This is a genomic window from Achromobacter sp. MFA1 R4 (assembly GCF_900156745.1).
In the GTDB taxonomy this organism is placed as follows: domain Bacteria; phylum Pseudomonadota; class Gammaproteobacteria; order Burkholderiales; family Burkholderiaceae_B; genus Achromobacter.
Genome location: NZ_LT707065.1, coordinates 5,202,365 through 5,215,963 on the forward strand (window position 1 = coordinate 5,202,365; position 13,599 = coordinate 5,215,963).

General features: G+C 67.2%; 16 protein-coding genes. 11 read left to right on the plus strand and 5 right to left on the minus strand.

Annotation, left to right across the window (positions count from 1 at the left end):
* The 5 genes from arsB to BXA00_RS23875 all read left to right on the plus strand — a co-directional run bounded on the left by arsB (position 1) and on the right by BXA00_RS23875 (position 4,652).
* On the plus strand, positions 1–1,092 hold the full coding sequence (gene arsB, locus BXA00_RS23855) for an ACR3 family arsenite efflux transporter (RefSeq protein WP_076520862.1): 1,092 nt from the start codon (positions 1–3) through the stop codon (positions 1,090–1,092).
* Between the two features lie 78 nt (positions 1,093–1,170).
* A complete protein-coding gene (gene arsC / locus BXA00_RS23860) occupies positions 1,171–1,593 on the plus strand; it encodes an arsenate reductase (glutaredoxin) (protein WP_076520863.1) in 423 nt (140 codons plus the stop codon).
* Positions 1,586–2,308 carry an arsenical resistance protein ArsH gene (gene arsH, locus BXA00_RS23865; RefSeq protein ID WP_076520864.1) on the plus strand — a complete coding sequence of 241 codons (723 nt, stop codon included), beginning with the start codon at positions 1,586–1,588 and terminating at the stop codon, positions 2,306–2,308. The genes arsC and arsH overlap by 8 nt, the downstream gene beginning before the upstream one ends.
* A 97-nt stretch (positions 2,309–2,405) precedes the next feature.
* Positions 2,406–2,864 (plus strand): universal stress protein, encoded by a 459-nt coding sequence (locus tag BXA00_RS23870; protein WP_076520865.1) that lies wholly within the window; start codon positions 2,406–2,408, stop codon positions 2,862–2,864.
* Positions 2,865–2,891: 27 nt separating this feature from the next.
* Complete coding sequence (locus BXA00_RS23875) at positions 2,892–4,652, plus strand: adenosylcobalamin-dependent ribonucleoside-diphosphate reductase (RefSeq protein ID WP_076520866.1); 1,761 nt, start codon at positions 2,892–2,894, stop codon at positions 4,650–4,652.
* A 66-nt stretch (positions 4,653–4,718) separates the two neighbouring features.
* Here BXA00_RS23875 and BXA00_RS23880 read toward each other — a convergent pair whose 3' ends face one another.
* Genes BXA00_RS23880 through BXA00_RS23895 form a run of 4 tightly spaced genes read right to left on the minus strand, consistent with a single transcriptional unit; the run spans position 4,719 to position 7,497 of the window.
* Positions 4,719–5,702 carry a zinc-dependent alcohol dehydrogenase family protein gene (locus BXA00_RS23880; RefSeq protein WP_076520867.1) on the minus strand — a complete coding sequence of 328 codons (984 nt, stop codon included), beginning with the start codon at positions 5,700–5,702 and terminating at the stop codon, positions 4,719–4,721.
* Positions 5,699–6,148, minus strand: coding sequence for a universal stress protein (locus BXA00_RS23885; protein ID WP_076520868.1), 450 nt, complete (start codon positions 6,146–6,148; stop codon positions 5,699–5,701). Before BXA00_RS23885 ends, BXA00_RS23880 begins: the two co-directional genes overlap by 4 nt.
* Positions 6,149–6,182: 34 nt before the next feature.
* On the minus strand, positions 6,183–7,022 hold the full coding sequence (locus tag BXA00_RS23890) for a universal stress protein (RefSeq protein ID WP_076520869.1): 840 nt from the start codon (positions 7,020–7,022) through the stop codon (positions 6,183–6,185).
* Positions 7,023–7,071: 49 nt separating this feature from the next.
* Positions 7,072–7,497, minus strand: a complete 426-nt coding sequence (locus BXA00_RS23895; RefSeq protein ID WP_076520870.1) for an Hsp20/alpha crystallin family protein — start codon at positions 7,495–7,497, stop codon at positions 7,072–7,074.
* 286 nt (positions 7,498–7,783) lie between these two features.
* Here BXA00_RS23895 and BXA00_RS23900 point away from each other — a divergent pair, with 286 nt between their 5' ends.
* Both BXA00_RS23900 and BXA00_RS23905 read left to right on the plus strand, forming a co-directional pair.
* The gene (locus tag BXA00_RS23900; RefSeq protein WP_076520871.1) at positions 7,784–8,209 is read left to right on the plus strand and encodes a universal stress protein; all 426 of its coding nucleotides are present in this window, start codon (positions 7,784–7,786) and stop codon (positions 8,207–8,209) included.
* A gap of 12 nt (positions 8,210–8,221) precedes the next feature.
* Positions 8,222–9,067 carry a L,D-transpeptidase gene (locus BXA00_RS23905; protein WP_076520872.1) on the plus strand — a complete coding sequence of 282 codons (846 nt, stop codon included), beginning with the start codon at positions 8,222–8,224 and terminating at the stop codon, positions 9,065–9,067.
* A 78-nt stretch (positions 9,068–9,145) separates the two neighbouring features.
* Here BXA00_RS23905 and BXA00_RS23910 read toward each other — a convergent pair whose 3' ends face one another.
* Positions 9,146–10,519, minus strand: a complete 1,374-nt coding sequence (locus BXA00_RS23910) for an MBL fold metallo-hydrolase RNA specificity domain-containing protein (protein ID WP_076520873.1) — start codon at positions 10,517–10,519, stop codon at positions 9,146–9,148.
* Positions 10,520–10,657: 138 nt separating this feature from the next.
* On the opposite strand from BXA00_RS23910, the gene BXA00_RS23915 reads away from it, so the two are divergent.
* The 4 genes from BXA00_RS23915 to BXA00_RS23930 all read left to right on the plus strand — a co-directional run bounded on the left by BXA00_RS23915 (position 10,658) and on the right by BXA00_RS23930 (position 13,552).
* A complete protein-coding gene (locus tag BXA00_RS23915; protein ID WP_076520874.1) occupies positions 10,658–11,113 on the plus strand; it encodes a CBS domain-containing protein in 456 nt (151 codons plus the stop codon).
* A 29-nt stretch (positions 11,114–11,142) separates the two neighbouring features.
* Positions 11,143–11,658 carry a flavodoxin family protein gene (locus BXA00_RS23920; RefSeq protein ID WP_076520875.1) on the plus strand — a complete coding sequence of 172 codons (516 nt, stop codon included), beginning with the start codon at positions 11,143–11,145 and terminating at the stop codon, positions 11,656–11,658.
* A gap of 155 nt (positions 11,659–11,813) precedes the next feature.
* The gene (locus BXA00_RS23925; protein ID WP_076520876.1) at positions 11,814–12,902 is read left to right on the plus strand and encodes a PAS domain-containing sensor histidine kinase; all 1,089 of its coding nucleotides are present in this window, start codon (positions 11,814–11,816) and stop codon (positions 12,900–12,902) included.
* A complete protein-coding gene (locus BXA00_RS23930) occupies positions 12,899–13,552 on the plus strand; it encodes a response regulator transcription factor (RefSeq protein ID WP_076522094.1) in 654 nt (217 codons plus the stop codon). Before BXA00_RS23925 ends, BXA00_RS23930 begins: the two co-directional genes overlap by 4 nt.
* The last annotated feature ends 47 nt before the right edge of the window (positions 13,553–13,599 follow it).

Consider the following 13,599-nt stretch of genomic DNA (forward strand, 5'->3'; position numbering starts at 1 on the left):
ATGTCGTCCAGCACAAACGTGAACACCAACGCGGCATCGGCGCCGCGCCAGCGCCCCGGCATGAACGTTTTCGAGCGCTACCTGACGGTATGGGTCTTCCTGTGCATCGTGTCGGGCGTAATCCTCGGCCAGTCCATGCCGACGGTCTTCCAGGCCATCGGGCGCATGGAAGTCGCCCAGGTCAATCTGCCCGTGGGCGTGTTGATCTGGGTGATGATCATTCCAATGCTGCTCAAGGTGGATTTTGGCGCGCTGGGCCAGGTCAGGCAGCACTGGCGAGGCATCGGCGTCACGCTGTTCATCAACTGGGCCGTCAAGCCGTTCTCGATGGCGTTCCTGGGCTGGCTGTTCATCCGCCAGGTCTTTTCGCCGTGGCTGCCCGCGGACCAGCTGGATAGTTACATCGCGGGCCTGATCCTGCTGGCGGCGGCGCCCTGCACCGCGATGGTCTTCGTCTGGAGCCGGCTGACCGGCGGAGACCCCGTTTTCACGCTTTCTCAGGTGGCGCTGAACGACACGATCATGGTGTTTGCCTTCGCGCCCGTGGTCGGACTGTTGCTGGGCCTGTCCGCCATCACCGTGCCGTGGGACACCTTGCTGGTGTCGGTGGGACTGTACATCGTGATCCCGGTCATCCTTGCCCAGGTCTGGCGCCGGGCGCTGCTGCGTCGCGGCCAGGCGGCGTTCGACGCGGCGCTGGCGCGCATCGGGCCGTTTTCGATGGCGGCCCTGCTGCTGACGCTGGTGCTGCTGTTCGCGTTCCAGGGCGAAGCCATCATCGGCCAGCCGCTGGTGATTGCCATGCTGGCCGTTCCCATCCTCATCCAGGTGTTTTTCAATTCGGGCCTGGCGTACTGGCTCAATCGCCGCGTGGGCGAAAAACACAGCATTGCGTGCCCGTCGGCCCTGATCGGCGCGTCCAACTTTTTCGAGCTGGCCGTCGCCGCCGCGATCAGCCTGTTCGGCTTCCAGTCGGGCGCCGCGCTGGCGACCGTGGTCGGCGTGCTCATCGAGGTGCCGGTCATGCTGCTCGTCGTGCGCATCGTCAATCGAAGCAAGGGATGGTACGAGGCCGGCATCCCGCGGCAATGACGCGGAAGGGCCTGCCGCCCTGCCGCGGCATGCGGCCCCCGTTGACATCCCTTCCTGCACCCTCAACAGAGACAATTCATGAGTTCAATAACCATCTATCACAACCCCGCCTGCGGCACGTCGCGCAACGTGCTTGGGCTCATCCGCAATAGCGGCGCGGAACCGACCATCATCGAATACCTGAAAACGCCGCCCGACGCCGATACGTTGCGGTCGCTGCTCCATGCCATGGGAATGCCGGCGCGGGACCTGCTGCGCCAGAAAGGCACGCCGTACGACGAACTCGGGCTGTCGGATCCGGCCTGGACCGAGGAGCAGTTGATCGGTTTCATGCTCCAGCATCCGATCCTGATCAACCGCCCCATCGTGACCACCCCGCTGGGCACCCGGCTGTGCCGCCCGTCGGAGACGGTCCTGGACATCCTGCCCCAGCCGCAGCGCGGCGCCTTCAACAAGGAAGACGGCGAGCCGCTCATCGACGCGGAGGGAAATCGTGTCTGAGATGGCAACCGACCTGCCCAATATCGATTCCGCCCTGTTGGCGCCTCCCGACACCGGCAAGCTCTACGCCCCGGTGCGCGCCGAGCATGCCCCGCGCATCTTGCTGCTCTACGGGTCCCTGCGCGTGCGGTCCTACAGCCGCCTGGCCGCCGAGGAAGCCGCCAGGCTGGTGCAGGCGCTTGGCGGCGAAGCCCGGTTGTACAACCCCTCCGGGCTGCCGCTGGTGGATGACGCCACCGACGATCATCCCAAGGTCCGGGAACTGCACGAGCTGGTCCAGTGGTCCGAAGGCATGATCTGGAGTTCGCCGGAGCGGCACGGCGCCATGACGGGCCTGATGAAGACGCAGATCGATTGGATACCGTTGTCGGTGGGCGCATTGCGGCCCACCCAGGGCAAGACCCTTGCGGTCATGCAGGTCTCGGGCGGGTCGCAATCCTTCAACGCCGTGAACCAGATGCGCGTGCTGGGGCGCTGGATGCGCATGCTGACCATTCCCAATCAGTCCTCGGTGGCCAAGGCCTACCAGGAGTTTGACGACGCGGGCCGGATGAAGCCCTCTCCTTACTATGACCGCCTGGTCGACGTCGTGGAGGAGTTGATGAAGTTCACCCTGCTCACGCGGGACGTCTCGCCGTATCTGGTGGACCGCTACAGCGAGCGCAAGGAAACGGCCGCCGCGCTGTCGGGCCGCATGAAACAGGCTTCCCTCTAGGCAGTTGGCGTTTCCCGATGCGTAGATTGACCGGAATCAATATCCGGCGTGCGCGTGCGCTGATACTGGTGGCACGCCCCATCCACCGGAGACCAGCATGTACGAGAGAATCCTTGTTCCCATCGACGGAAGCGACACCTCCCAATTCGGCCTGCAAGAAGCCATCCGGGTGGCCAAGCTGGCGCATGCGCGCATACGCCTGATCCACGTCATCGACGAGCTGTCGTTTGCGCTGACGGTCGACGCCTACAGCTATCACGCCGGCGAGCTGCTGGACCTGATGCGCAAGAACGGCGCCAAGCTGGTGGAAACCGCGCAGAACACGGTCCGCGCCCAAGGCATCGAAGCGGACACGGCGCTGTACGAGAACCTGGACCGGACCGTGCAACAGCGGGTGCTGGACGAAGCCGCCGCCTGGAAAGCCGATCTGATCGTCATCGGCACGCACGGCCGCCGGGGTGCCCGTCGCCTGGTCCTGGGCAGCAGCGCCGAAGGCATCTTGCGGGGAGCGACGGTGCCGGTCCTGCTGGTGCGGTCTCCGGAAGGCACCTCCTGACCTGCCGGGGGCCGCGCCGTGCCGCGGGTGCAACCCATTTGCGCGCAGGTGCTGGCGGACCGTTATGCGGCGCCCGGGGAGCGGGACGCCTTGCGCATCTATGCGCGCGTGGCGGCGGCGCTCGCCCTCGCCGAGCCCCCGGCGCTGCAGGCCGACCGTGCCAGGCAGTTCCTGGCCAACATGCAGGCCGGCGCGATCGGCGCGGGCCGGATCATGGCGAATGCGGGCACGGACACCTGCGCGACCATGGTGAACTGCTTCGTGCAGCCGGTGGGCGGCGGCCCGGGCGCCCTCTCCTTCGAGGCCGGGCTGGAACAGGCCTGCGCGACATTGGCCATGGGAGGCGGGGTCGGTTATGACTTCTCGGCGCTGGCGCCCGTGGCCGCTGCGGGCGGGACGGCGGCGCCGGCCGTATGCGACGCCATCGACCGCTACGACAGCGCCTGCGCCAGCCTGCAATTCCAGGGCAGCCGGCGCGGGGCGCAGATGGCGGTGCTTTCCTGCTCGCATCCCGACGTGCTGGCGTTTGCCCGGGCCAAGCATGGGCGCCGGCGATGGCGCACCTTCAACGTGTCCGTCGCGGTCACCGATGCGTTCCTGGCCGCGGTGCAGCGCGACGAACCGTGGCCCCTGGTGCATCCCGCGCCGCCCGGGCCTCAGGCCATCGCGGCGGGCGCGCTTCTGCGGGACGATGGCCAATGGCAGTATGGCCTGGCGCCCGCCCGTTCGCTTTGGGACGCCATCGTCCAGGAATCGGTGCATAGCGCGGAGCCGGGCCTGCTGTATATCGACACCATCAACCGGCGCAACAACCTGCGCGCGCTCGAAACCCTGCGCGCCACCAACCCCTGCGGCGAACAGCCCTTGCCCGATTACGGGTGCTGCGTGCTGGGCCCCATCGATCTGACTCGCCTGGTCATGCACCCTTTCGGCCTGGGCGGCCGCGCGGAACTGGACATGGAGAAGCTGGCCGGCCTGGTCCGGACCCAGGTACGCATGCTGGACAACGTCATCGACCTGACGCGCTGGCCGCTTCCCGCCCAGCGCGCCGAGGCGATGTCCAAACGGCGGGTGGGCGTCGGCGTGACCGGCCTGGCCGACATGCTTACGATGCTGCAGCTGCGCTATGACAGCGAATCGGGCAGGCAGGTCGCAAGCGCCGTCGCGCGGTGCCTGCGGGACAGCGCCTATGCGGCATCGGCCGCATTGGCGGCCGAGCGCAAGCCGTTTCCCCTTTACCGGCCCCGTGACTATCTGACGGCGGGCGCCATCGGCGACGCACTCCCGGTCCGCGTGCGCGCGGCAATCCGGCAACATGGCCTGCGCAACAGCCATCTGGTGTCTTACGCGCCGACGGGCAGCGTCAGCCTGGCCTTCGCGGACAATTGCTCGAACGGCATCGAACCGCCCTATGGCTGGGCATACCGCCGCCGGGTCACGCTGCGAGGAACGCCGGTCGACATGACCGTGGAAAACCACGCCTGGCGGCTCTGGCGCAGCCTGCATCCCCACGCGCCCCTGCCGGCGGGCTTTCGCACCGCGGCGCAGATCGCGCCGGAAGATCATGTGGCGATGCTGGGCGCGCTGCAGCCGTTTGTCGACGCCGCCATCTCCAAGACCGTCCCGGTGCCGACGGATTGCAGCGTCGAGCGGGCGCAGGCCCTGTTCATGTCGGCGTGGCGGCTGGGCCTGAAGGGACTGACGCTGTTCCGGCCCGAGCCCGGACTGGACGCGGTGCTGGGGGATGCGGAAACGGGGACGCCCGCGCCGTGCGAGGTCTGCTTGTGACGCCGGTGCGAAGCGAGGCCGGCCAGTGAATCAAGACGCTGACCGCACGTACCCCGCCTGGCGCATTCAGGGGACAAGGACCGCCGTCGCCTGGATGCGGCCTGCACGCAGATCGTCCAGGGCGCGGTTGGCGTCTTCAAGGCGATAGGTGCGGATGTCGGTGCGCAAATCCCATGCTGCCGCCTTGCCAAGGAACTCCCTGCCGTCTTCGCGCGTGAGGTTGGCGACGGACGAGACGGCGCGCTCGCCCCAGAGCAGGCGATACGGGAAAGCCGGAATGTCGGACATGTGGATGCCGGCGCAAACCACCCTGCCCCCGCGGCGCACGGCCTGCAGGGCGCGCGGGACCAGCGCGCCCACGGGGGCAAAAATGATGGCGCCGTCCAGGAGCGCCGGCGGCGCCTGGCTGCTGTCGCCGGCCCAGTCCGCGCCCAGCGCCAGCGCGTGCCGCTGCGCCGGGGCGTCGCCAGGACGGGTGAACGCATAGACTTCCCGCTGCTGACGCCGGCACACCTGGGTCACGAGCTGCGCGGCCGATCCGAACCCGTAGATCCCCACGCGGTGCGCGTTGCCGGCGGCGCGCAGCGCCCGCCACCCGATGAGCCCCGCGCAGAGCCATGGCGCCACGTGCGTGGCAACGCCCGCTCGCGGCAATGCAAACAGGTAGTCCGCGTCCGCCAGCATGTGCGTGGCAAAGCCGCCATCTCGGGTGTAGCCGTTGAACAGCGCCTCCTCGCAGAGGTTCTCCTGCCCGGCCAGGCAGAATTCGCAATGGCCGCAGGTGCGCGCCAACCAGGCGGCGCCAACATAGTGGCCCAGCAATGCGGCGTCGGCGCCCGCGCCCACCGCTTCGACGATGCCCGCCACTTCATGGCCGGGAATGCGCGGATAGCTCTGGTCGGGCAATTCGCCATCCACGACGTGCAGGTCCGTTCGGCACACCGCGCACGCCAGCACCCTCAACCGGACCTGGCCGGGGCCTGGCTCGGGCGTCGGGCGTGTTTCCAGCGCCAGCGGCATCCCCGCTTCCCGCAGGACCATCGCCCTCATGGCGTCCGCACCAATAGCACGGGAACGTCCGCGACCCGCAGCACGCCATGGGCGTTGCTGCCCAGCATCACGCGCTTGACGCCATGGCGCCCGTGCGTGCCCATGACGATCAGGTCGGCCTTGCGGTCCCGGGCGGACTGGACGATCCGCTCTGCCACCGGCGCCGCGCCCGGCTCCAGCAGCACGGCCTCGGCCTGCACCCCGGCCGCGGCCGCGCGGTCGCGGGCCCGGTCCAGCAGGTCCGCCGCGGCCTGCTTCGTGTCTTCGTTCAGCCCGCGCACGTACTCGGCCGCATAGGGATTCGCGCCTATGGCGTCGGCCGGTTCCTCCAGGGCGTGGACGAGGATGAGGCGGCCCCCGGACGCCCGGGCGTTCCCGATGGCTTCGGCCAAGGCGCGTTGGGCGGCGTGACTGCTGTCGATGGCCACGAGGATGCGCTGGTACATGGATTCCCCGGTGTCGGAGGCGCGCGGCGTGCGCCTAGTGGGAAAACAGCACGGGCGCCGTCATCGCCTTGAGCAGCGAGCGCGTGGCGCCGCCCATGACCAGTTCGCGCATGCGGCTGTGCCCATACGCGCCCATCACGATGAGATCGGCGTTGAAGTCCGCGGCCGCCGTCAGGATGGCATTGCCGATATCGATATCCCGCGTGTCGCGGTCTTCATGCTCGGGCTGCGGAAAGCCGTGGCAGGAGCAGTAGGCGGCAAGGTCCTCGAAGGGAATCTCGCGGTCGCCCCGCGTGTCGGCGCCTTCGTCCAGGGTCAGCACCTGCAAGGCCGCGGCATGGCGCAGCAGCGGCGCCGCATCGGCCAGCGCGCGGGCCGCCTCGCGGCCACGGTCCCAGCAGTAAACCACCCGGGTACCGACCGTGTTGAACGTGCCGGCAAGGGGCAGGACCATGACCGGACGCCCCGTCGACAGCAGGACCTGTTCGACGAAATCGTTGCCGGTAGCGGCTTCGGGATCCTGAGGGTTGGCCTGACCGACAACCAGCATGTCCGAGCAGCGCGCATGCCGGGCGGCGCACTCCGCGGGCGTGCCCGCTTCACCCTGCCGCCAGGAGGCCGCCACGCCGGCATCCTGGGCCGACTGGCTGAATGACTTCTGCAAGGCGCTGCGGGCTTTTTCATTGATCTGCACGGCCTTGTCCATGGAGCGGACCCAAAGCCCCGCCTCATCGTAGAAGTAACCCGGCGCGACGTAGCTCGCGTAGATCCCGGTCAGGTGGGCATCGTGCGCCTTCGCGACGCGCAGGCAGAAGTCGATCCGGCGCTGGCAATCGGCGCCATGATCCAAATGGACGGCAATTCGGCGAAACATGGTGACCTCCCGGGGGCGTAAGCAGCGGGGCGTTGCTGGGTGCACGCGGTCATTCGATCTGTAGCGACTTGTGCTGGCTGCCGGCGGTCTTGGGCAGGGTCAGGACGAGCACGCCGTTTTCGCAGACCGCCTTGGCGCCGGCCTGGTCGATCGGGCTGGCGAGCGACACCGACCGCTGCACGCGGCCCCAGTATCTCTCCTGGCGGATGACGTTGTCGCCTTCCTTGACCTCGCTGGATTTCTCCTTGTTGGCGGAAATAATCACCGTGTTGCCATCGATCGTGACCGAGATATCTTTCTTGTCGATCCCCGGCACCTCCGCCTTCAGCACATACTTGTCCGTGGCCTCGGTGATGTCGATATCCATGCGTGGACTCTGGTCGTCGCCCTGTTGGCGGATCGGCCTGAGAAATGCCTGGAACACATCCGCGAACGGGTCGGTCGAGAACGGGCTGTATTGGGTCAAGCGTGCCATGGCTGTCTCCTTCGTGAAATGACGGGATAGCCTCCCGCCTTGATTCCATCTTGCGCGGTTGTGCCCGGACAATGTTGACGATTGTCAATGCCAAAACGGGGACGCTGCGATTTGCGCCGACGCCCCTGGCCGGCTGAGGCGGCCCGCCAGCCAGATGGATGAGCCCGTGCATGGCAAGGACGGATGCAAACATTGACCGCCGTCAATGGCTGCGGCAAGGTATGCGTCATGATGGAACCGGACAGCCCTGGCTGTCTTCCGAGACATCCCAACCCGCGAGGCCATTGTGAAGAACGTGCTCATTCCCATCGACGGATCCGAAAACTCCCTGCGCGCTGTCAACTACATGATCGAACACGTCCGGGAATACGGCCCCTGCACCATCCATCTCCTGAACGTGCAGATGCCCATCGTGTCGGGGACGGTTCGCGCGTTCATTTCCAAAGAGATGATCCAGGACTACTACGATGATGAGTCCAAGGCCGCGCTCAACGAGGCGAAAGCGGCATTGGACAAGGCAGGCGTCATGTACCAGCCCGCCATGCGCGTGGGGCAGATCGCCACGACCATCACCGCCTACGCCACGGAACAGGGCTGCGACCACATCGTCATGGGATCGCGAGGCCTGGGCGCGGCGGGCAGCCTGCTGCTGGGGTCGGTGGCCTTGAAGGTGCTGCACACCACGCACGTCCCCGTGGTCCTCATCAATTAGGCCGAGGCCGCCATGCGCAAGCGGACTTCTCGCGGCGCATGGCGTTCCAGCGCGGCCGCCCGCGCGCGCCGCGTTCTCGGCGCAATCGCAGTGTGCCTTGGCGCGGTGCCCGTGCTGGCGCAGGTGTTGCCCGAGGAGGTGGAGCGCGCCTTCCGCCAGGAAGTCTCGCCCGCGCTCGCGCTGCCGAAAGACGAACAGGCCAGGTACGGCGCCCTGGCCGAACAGTCCCTGCACGCGGCCGGCGTGTTAGCCCTGGGACCGCAGTACGTCCTGGTCGTCGACCGCAACGTCAAGGTACAGGCGGCGATCCTGTACTGGCTGCGCGTCGGGGAGCCGCCCCATTACGTCGGCGCCGCGCCGGTCTCCACCGGACGGGTCGGACAATTCGATCACTTTGAAACGCCTGCCGGGGTGTTTGCCCACACGCTGGCCAATCCCGACTTCCGCGCCGAGGGCACGCCCAACGCCAAGGGCATCCTCGGCTATGGCGCGAAAGGCATGCGTGTGTACGATTTTGGCTGGCAGGACGCCAGGCAAGGCTGGACGCCGGACGGCGTCAGCACTATGCGCCTGCAGATGCACGCAACCGACCCGCGCGTCCTGGAGCCCCGGCTCGGCACCCCGCAGTCCAAGGGCTGCATTCGCATCCCCGCCACCCTCAACCAGTTGATCGACCGCCTGGGCCTGCTGGATGCGGAATACGAACTCGCCGCGGATCTGGTCTCGACGCCCTGGGTATTGCGCCGCGACCGCACGCCCGTCCTCGGCGCGGGCCGCTACCTGATCGTCGTCGAGACCGTCCGCGATGAGCGGCCGGCCTGGTCGCCCGCGCCGGATCGCCGACGGGACCCGCCATGAGGACAGGGCCGCCAAGGCCCAAGCGGTGCCGGGCCACAGATGGCCGTACCGGCATGGCGGCCAGGCCCCTTGCCGCGATCAATCCAGCACCGCGGTCTCCGCCTGCTCGACGGCGTGACAGCGCCAGCCCAGTTCGTCCTTGATGCGCAGGCGCAGCGCATCGGCGGCGTCCGGCTCACCGTGCACGATAAACGTGTGCCTGGGCGCCCTGGAAAACCCGCCCAGCCAGCGCATGATCTCGTCCGCATCCGCGTGCGCCGACAGCATCGACAGATTGTCCACTTCGGCGCGCACGGGCACGTATTCGCCGTGGATCTTGACCGTGCGGGCGCCGTCCAGCATCGCCGCGCCCCGGGTGCCCATCGCCTGAAAGCCGGCGAACAGGACCGTATTGCGCGGATCGCTGGCATAGTGCTTCAGATGGTGGATGACGCGCCCGCCCGTCGCCATGCCGCTCGCGGACAGAATGATTTTCGGCATCGGCGAGCGGTCCAGCGCCTTGGACTGCTCCACGTCGGCCACGCAGGTGGCCACGCCGTACGCGGCCAGGGCGTCGTGGCGCGACAGCCGCTGGTCGGCGCTGTGACGCAGATAGACATCGACGGCGCTGCTCGCCATGGGGCTGTCCAGGTAGATTGGCAGGTCGCGCGGAATCCGCCCCGCCTGCTTGAGTTGCCACAGGTGAAACAGCAGCAGTTGCGCACGACCGACGGCAAACGAGGGAATCACGATGGTGCCGCCCCGTTTGATGGTGCGTCCGATGATGGCCGCCAACGCGTCGGACACGCTTTCCGTACCGTGGCGCCGGTTGCCGTAGGTCGATTCGACGATCAGATAGTCCGAGGCGGCGACGGATTCGGGCGGCGGCATCAGCGGGTCGTCATAGCGGCCCAGATCTCCCGAAAACGCCAGGCTTGCGCCCGGATAGGCAAGTTCGACAATCGCCGCGCCCAGGATATGCCCGGCCCGCGTGAACCGGAATTGCAGGCCGGCCGGCAGCGCCGTCAGCTGGCCAAACGGCACCGGCCGCAACGCGGCGATGGCGCGGTGGGCATCGGCCACGGTGTAGAGCGGCAGCGCCGGCCGGTGCCGCGACAGCCCGTGCCGGTTCAGGTAGTCGGCGTCGGCCTCCTGCAGATGGGCGCTATCCAGCAGCAGCAGCCGGCACAGGTCCAAGGTGGCTTCCGAACAGTAGATTGGACCGGCGAATCCCTCGCGGACCAGCCGGGGCAGATAGCCCGAATGGTCCAGGTGCGCATGCGAGAGCACCACCGCCTCGATCTTTGACGGCGCCACGGGAAACGGCGCCCAGTTGAGCTGCCGCAGCGGCTTGACGCCCTGGAACATCCCGCAATCCAGCAGGACCAATCGACCGGCGGCATCGAGCAGGTGGCGCGAGCCGGTCACCGTGCCGGCGGCGCCGCAAAAGTGCAATCGCAGCTTGTGTGCCATGGGTCATCTCCGGACGTCGTCGCGGGCAGGTTCTTGCTTGACGAAAATCAAGATGGCTGCCGTTCGCAGGGTCACCATATAACGGACTAACGGACCAAAGCACATGCCGGGGTACGCCCCGTCACCCTGGAGAAAGCCATGAAAGCGCGCGACCTCATGACCGCAGCCCCCTATTGCGTATCCGCCAGGACCCCTGTCTCCCAGATTATGCATGCCATGCTGAATCAGGACATCAGCGCGGTGATGGTGACCGGCGACGACGGCGCGCTGCTCGGCGTGGTCAGTGAAGGCGACCTGGTGCGGCGCCAGGACAGTGCGCACCAGAAAAAAATGGACCATTGGCTGTCCCTGCTGGCCGAGGGCGAGGCGTTGAACCTGGAGTTCCTGCACAGCCTGCAACTGGGCGAACAGACGGCGTCCGCCGTGATGAGCAGTCCGGCGATCACCGTCGACGAGTCCGCCGACCTGGCCGAAATCGCGGATGTGCTGCTCAAGCGCGGCATCAAGCGCGTCCCGGTGACCAGCAAGGGAAAACTGGTCGGCGTGGTCAGCCGGCGCGACATACTCCGGGCGCTGCTCGCCCAGGAATCCTGAGGCCGCCATTGCGCCAAGGAGCGATCGCCATGCGGATCGGCATTGTTTTCTATTCGCGCACGGGCACCGGGCGCGCGGTGGCCGAGCGTCTGGCATCGATGACCGGCTGGCCGGCCCATGAAGTACGGGACGCCAAGCCCCGCGCGGGACTCGCGGGGGATCTGCGCTGCGTCGTCGATTCCCTTTTCAAGCGCAGCCCGGATTTTCGGTTCGACGGCCCTGCCCTGGACCAATACGACCATGTGATCCTGATCGCGCCCGTATGGCTGCGATCGCTAGCCGCCCCGATGCGCGCGTTCCTGCAGGCGCAGGGCCGCTTGATCCGCGGCTACTCCGTCATCTGCGTCATGTCGGGATATGGCGGGTTCCGTGCGGTGGACGACGTCGCGGCCATCGCGGGCTCCAAGCCCAGGACCATCCTGCTCCTGAAACAGTACGACGTGCTGGCCGAGGAGTGCGATGCCGCGCTCTGCCGGTTCCGCGACCAGACCCTCGCGGCGGGATCGGGGGGAACCAGCGACGCCCTGCTGTCGTCGGTGGACTGAATCGCGCGCCAACCCAGCCGCAGGCACGGCGCTGAATGCACGAGCACTAGTGCATTCAGCGGACCATGCCACACGGCTGTCGCCGTTCGCGGAAATGTGTGTTGCAATGATCCATGGCCCGCACGACGGGCCGAACCTGGCACACATATCCTGCAATGACGCTCTCCCCTGGCGCGCCTCCGCTGCTCGATATCATCCAGTCCGCCACCGAACCGATCATCACGGTCGACGAGTTGCAGCGTATCGTGATGTTCAACGCCGCGGCGGAGCGCGTATTCATGTGCACGGCGGCGCAGGCCATCGGCGCCAGCGTGGACATCCTCATCCCCGCGCGCTTCCGCTCGATCCATGCCAAGCACGTCAAGCGCTTCATGGACACCGGCATATCCGAACGCCAGATGGGACTCGGCGCCCCGCTCTGGGGCCTGCGGTCCAATGGCGAAGAGTTCCCGATGGAGGCGTCGATTTCGCAGACGTGCACCGACTCGGGCGTCTTTCTGACCATCTTCCTGCGCGACATCACCGAGCGCCAGCGCATCGACCAGACGCTGCGCGCCTCGCGCGATGAACTGACCCGCCTGTCCAACGCCTTGCTGCATGTGCGCGAACAGGAAAAAAAGCACATCGCGCGCGAGCTTCATGACGACCTGGGACAGAGCCTGACGGCCTTGACGATGGAACTGTCCCAGCTGGAAGCCGGTCTTGCGCCCGGCGACACCGAGGCGCGGGAACGCGTGCGGGCGATCCGCAAGCTCATCAAAGGCACGTTTGTGTCCTTGCGGCGCATCGCGGCCGATCTGCGGCCCGTCATGCTGGACGACCTGGGGCTGGCCGCGGCGGTCGAATGGCTGGTCGCCAATTTCGTGTCGCGATACGGTATCGACACCGAGACCGACATCCAGATCGGCCCGTCGGAGCCGCCCAAGCAGGTTGCCACGACCCTGTTTCGCGTCGTCCAGGAGGCGCTGACCAATATCGCCAAACACGCCCAGGCCACTACCGTCCACGTTCGGCTGGCCTGCGATGCCACGCATTGCGCGCTCACCGTGCGCGACGACGGCGTGGGCGCCACGCCGGAAAGCCTGGCCAAGAAGCTGCCCCTCTCGCTGGGTCTGCAGGGCATCCGCGAGCGGGTCCGGCTGCTCAACGGCGAGGTGACGATCCACACGCGCAAGAAAGGCGGATTCCGGCTGGAGGTCTGGATACCGGCCCGGGAGTCCGACACGCCATGGGAGGCCACATGATCACCGTCATGCTGGCGGATGACCACACGCTGTTGCGCGAAGGCCTGCGCCGGCTGCTGGAGCAGGCCGGAGACATTTGCGTCCAGGGCGAGGCCGCAGACGGGGCCGCGGCGATGAAACTGCTGGGCGAGCGGCAATGGGACCTGCTGGTCCTGGACATGTCCATGCCGGGCCGCGATGGCGTAGACCTTATCCGGCACATAAAAAGCGTGCATCCGAGCGTTCCGATCCTGGTGCTGACGATGCACGGCGAACAGCAGTACGCCGTCCAGGCGATCAAGGCCGGCGCGTCCGGTTACCTGACCAAGGACAGCGCCAGCGAAGAACTGGTCCAGGCGGTGCGCAAAGTCGCGGGCGGCGGACGTTACCTGAGCCAGTCGCTCGCCGAAAGCATTGCCTTCGACCGGCATACGGATGCGGGCGCGCTGCCGCATCTGCTGCTGTCGGATCGGGAGCTGTCGGTCTTTCGCCACCTGGCGTCCGGCATGAGCAATTCCGACATCGCACGCCGGTTGTTCGTCAGCGTGAAGACGGTCAGCACCTACAAGAGCCGGATCCTGATCAAGCTGAACCTGCGCAACCAGGCCGACCTGGTGCGCTATGCGATCCGGCACCGCCTGGTCGACGACCAGGATGCGCCGGGCGGCTGACCGCGCGGTGTAGGAATATTCCTACACCTGTCAGCATCCGCGCGCAA

Coding starts and splice junctions, on each gene's coding strand:
- BXA00_RS23890 (WP_076520869.1), bottom strand. CDS start 7,022: ATGTTTCGCCGAATTGCCGTCCATTTGGATCATGGCGCCGATTGCCAG.
- BXA00_RS23930 (WP_076522094.1), top strand. CDS start 12,899: ATGATCACCGTCATGCTGGCGGATGACCACACGCTGTTGCGCGAAGGC.
- BXA00_RS23895 (WP_076520870.1), bottom strand. CDS start 7,497: ATGGCACGCTTGACCCAATACAGCCCGTTCTCGACCGACCCGTTCGCG.
- BXA00_RS23870 (WP_076520865.1), top strand. CDS start 2,406: ATGTACGAGAGAATCCTTGTTCCCATCGACGGAAGCGACACCTCCCAA.
- arsC (WP_076520863.1), top strand. CDS start 1,171: ATGAGTTCAATAACCATCTATCACAACCCCGCCTGCGGCACGTCGCGC.
- BXA00_RS23925 (WP_076520876.1), top strand. CDS start 11,814: ATGACGCTCTCCCCTGGCGCGCCTCCGCTGCTCGATATCATCCAGTCC.
- arsB (WP_076520862.1), top strand. CDS start 1: ATGTCGTCCAGCACAAACGTGAACACCAACGCGGCATCGGCGCCGCGC.
- BXA00_RS23880 (WP_076520867.1), bottom strand. CDS start 5,702: ATGAGGGCGATGGTCCTGCGGGAAGCGGGGATGCCGCTGGCGCTGGAA.
- BXA00_RS23910 (WP_076520873.1), bottom strand. CDS start 10,519: ATGGCACACAAGCTGCGATTGCACTTTTGCGGCGCCGCCGGCACGGTG.
- BXA00_RS23885 (WP_076520868.1), bottom strand. CDS start 6,148: ATGTACCAGCGCATCCTCGTGGCCATCGACAGCAGTCACGCCGCCCAA.
- BXA00_RS23905 (WP_076520872.1), top strand. CDS start 8,222: ATGCGCAAGCGGACTTCTCGCGGCGCATGGCGTTCCAGCGCGGCCGCC.
- BXA00_RS23920 (WP_076520875.1), top strand. CDS start 11,143: ATGCGGATCGGCATTGTTTTCTATTCGCGCACGGGCACCGGGCGCGCG.
- BXA00_RS23915 (WP_076520874.1), top strand. CDS start 10,658: ATGAAAGCGCGCGACCTCATGACCGCAGCCCCCTATTGCGTATCCGCC.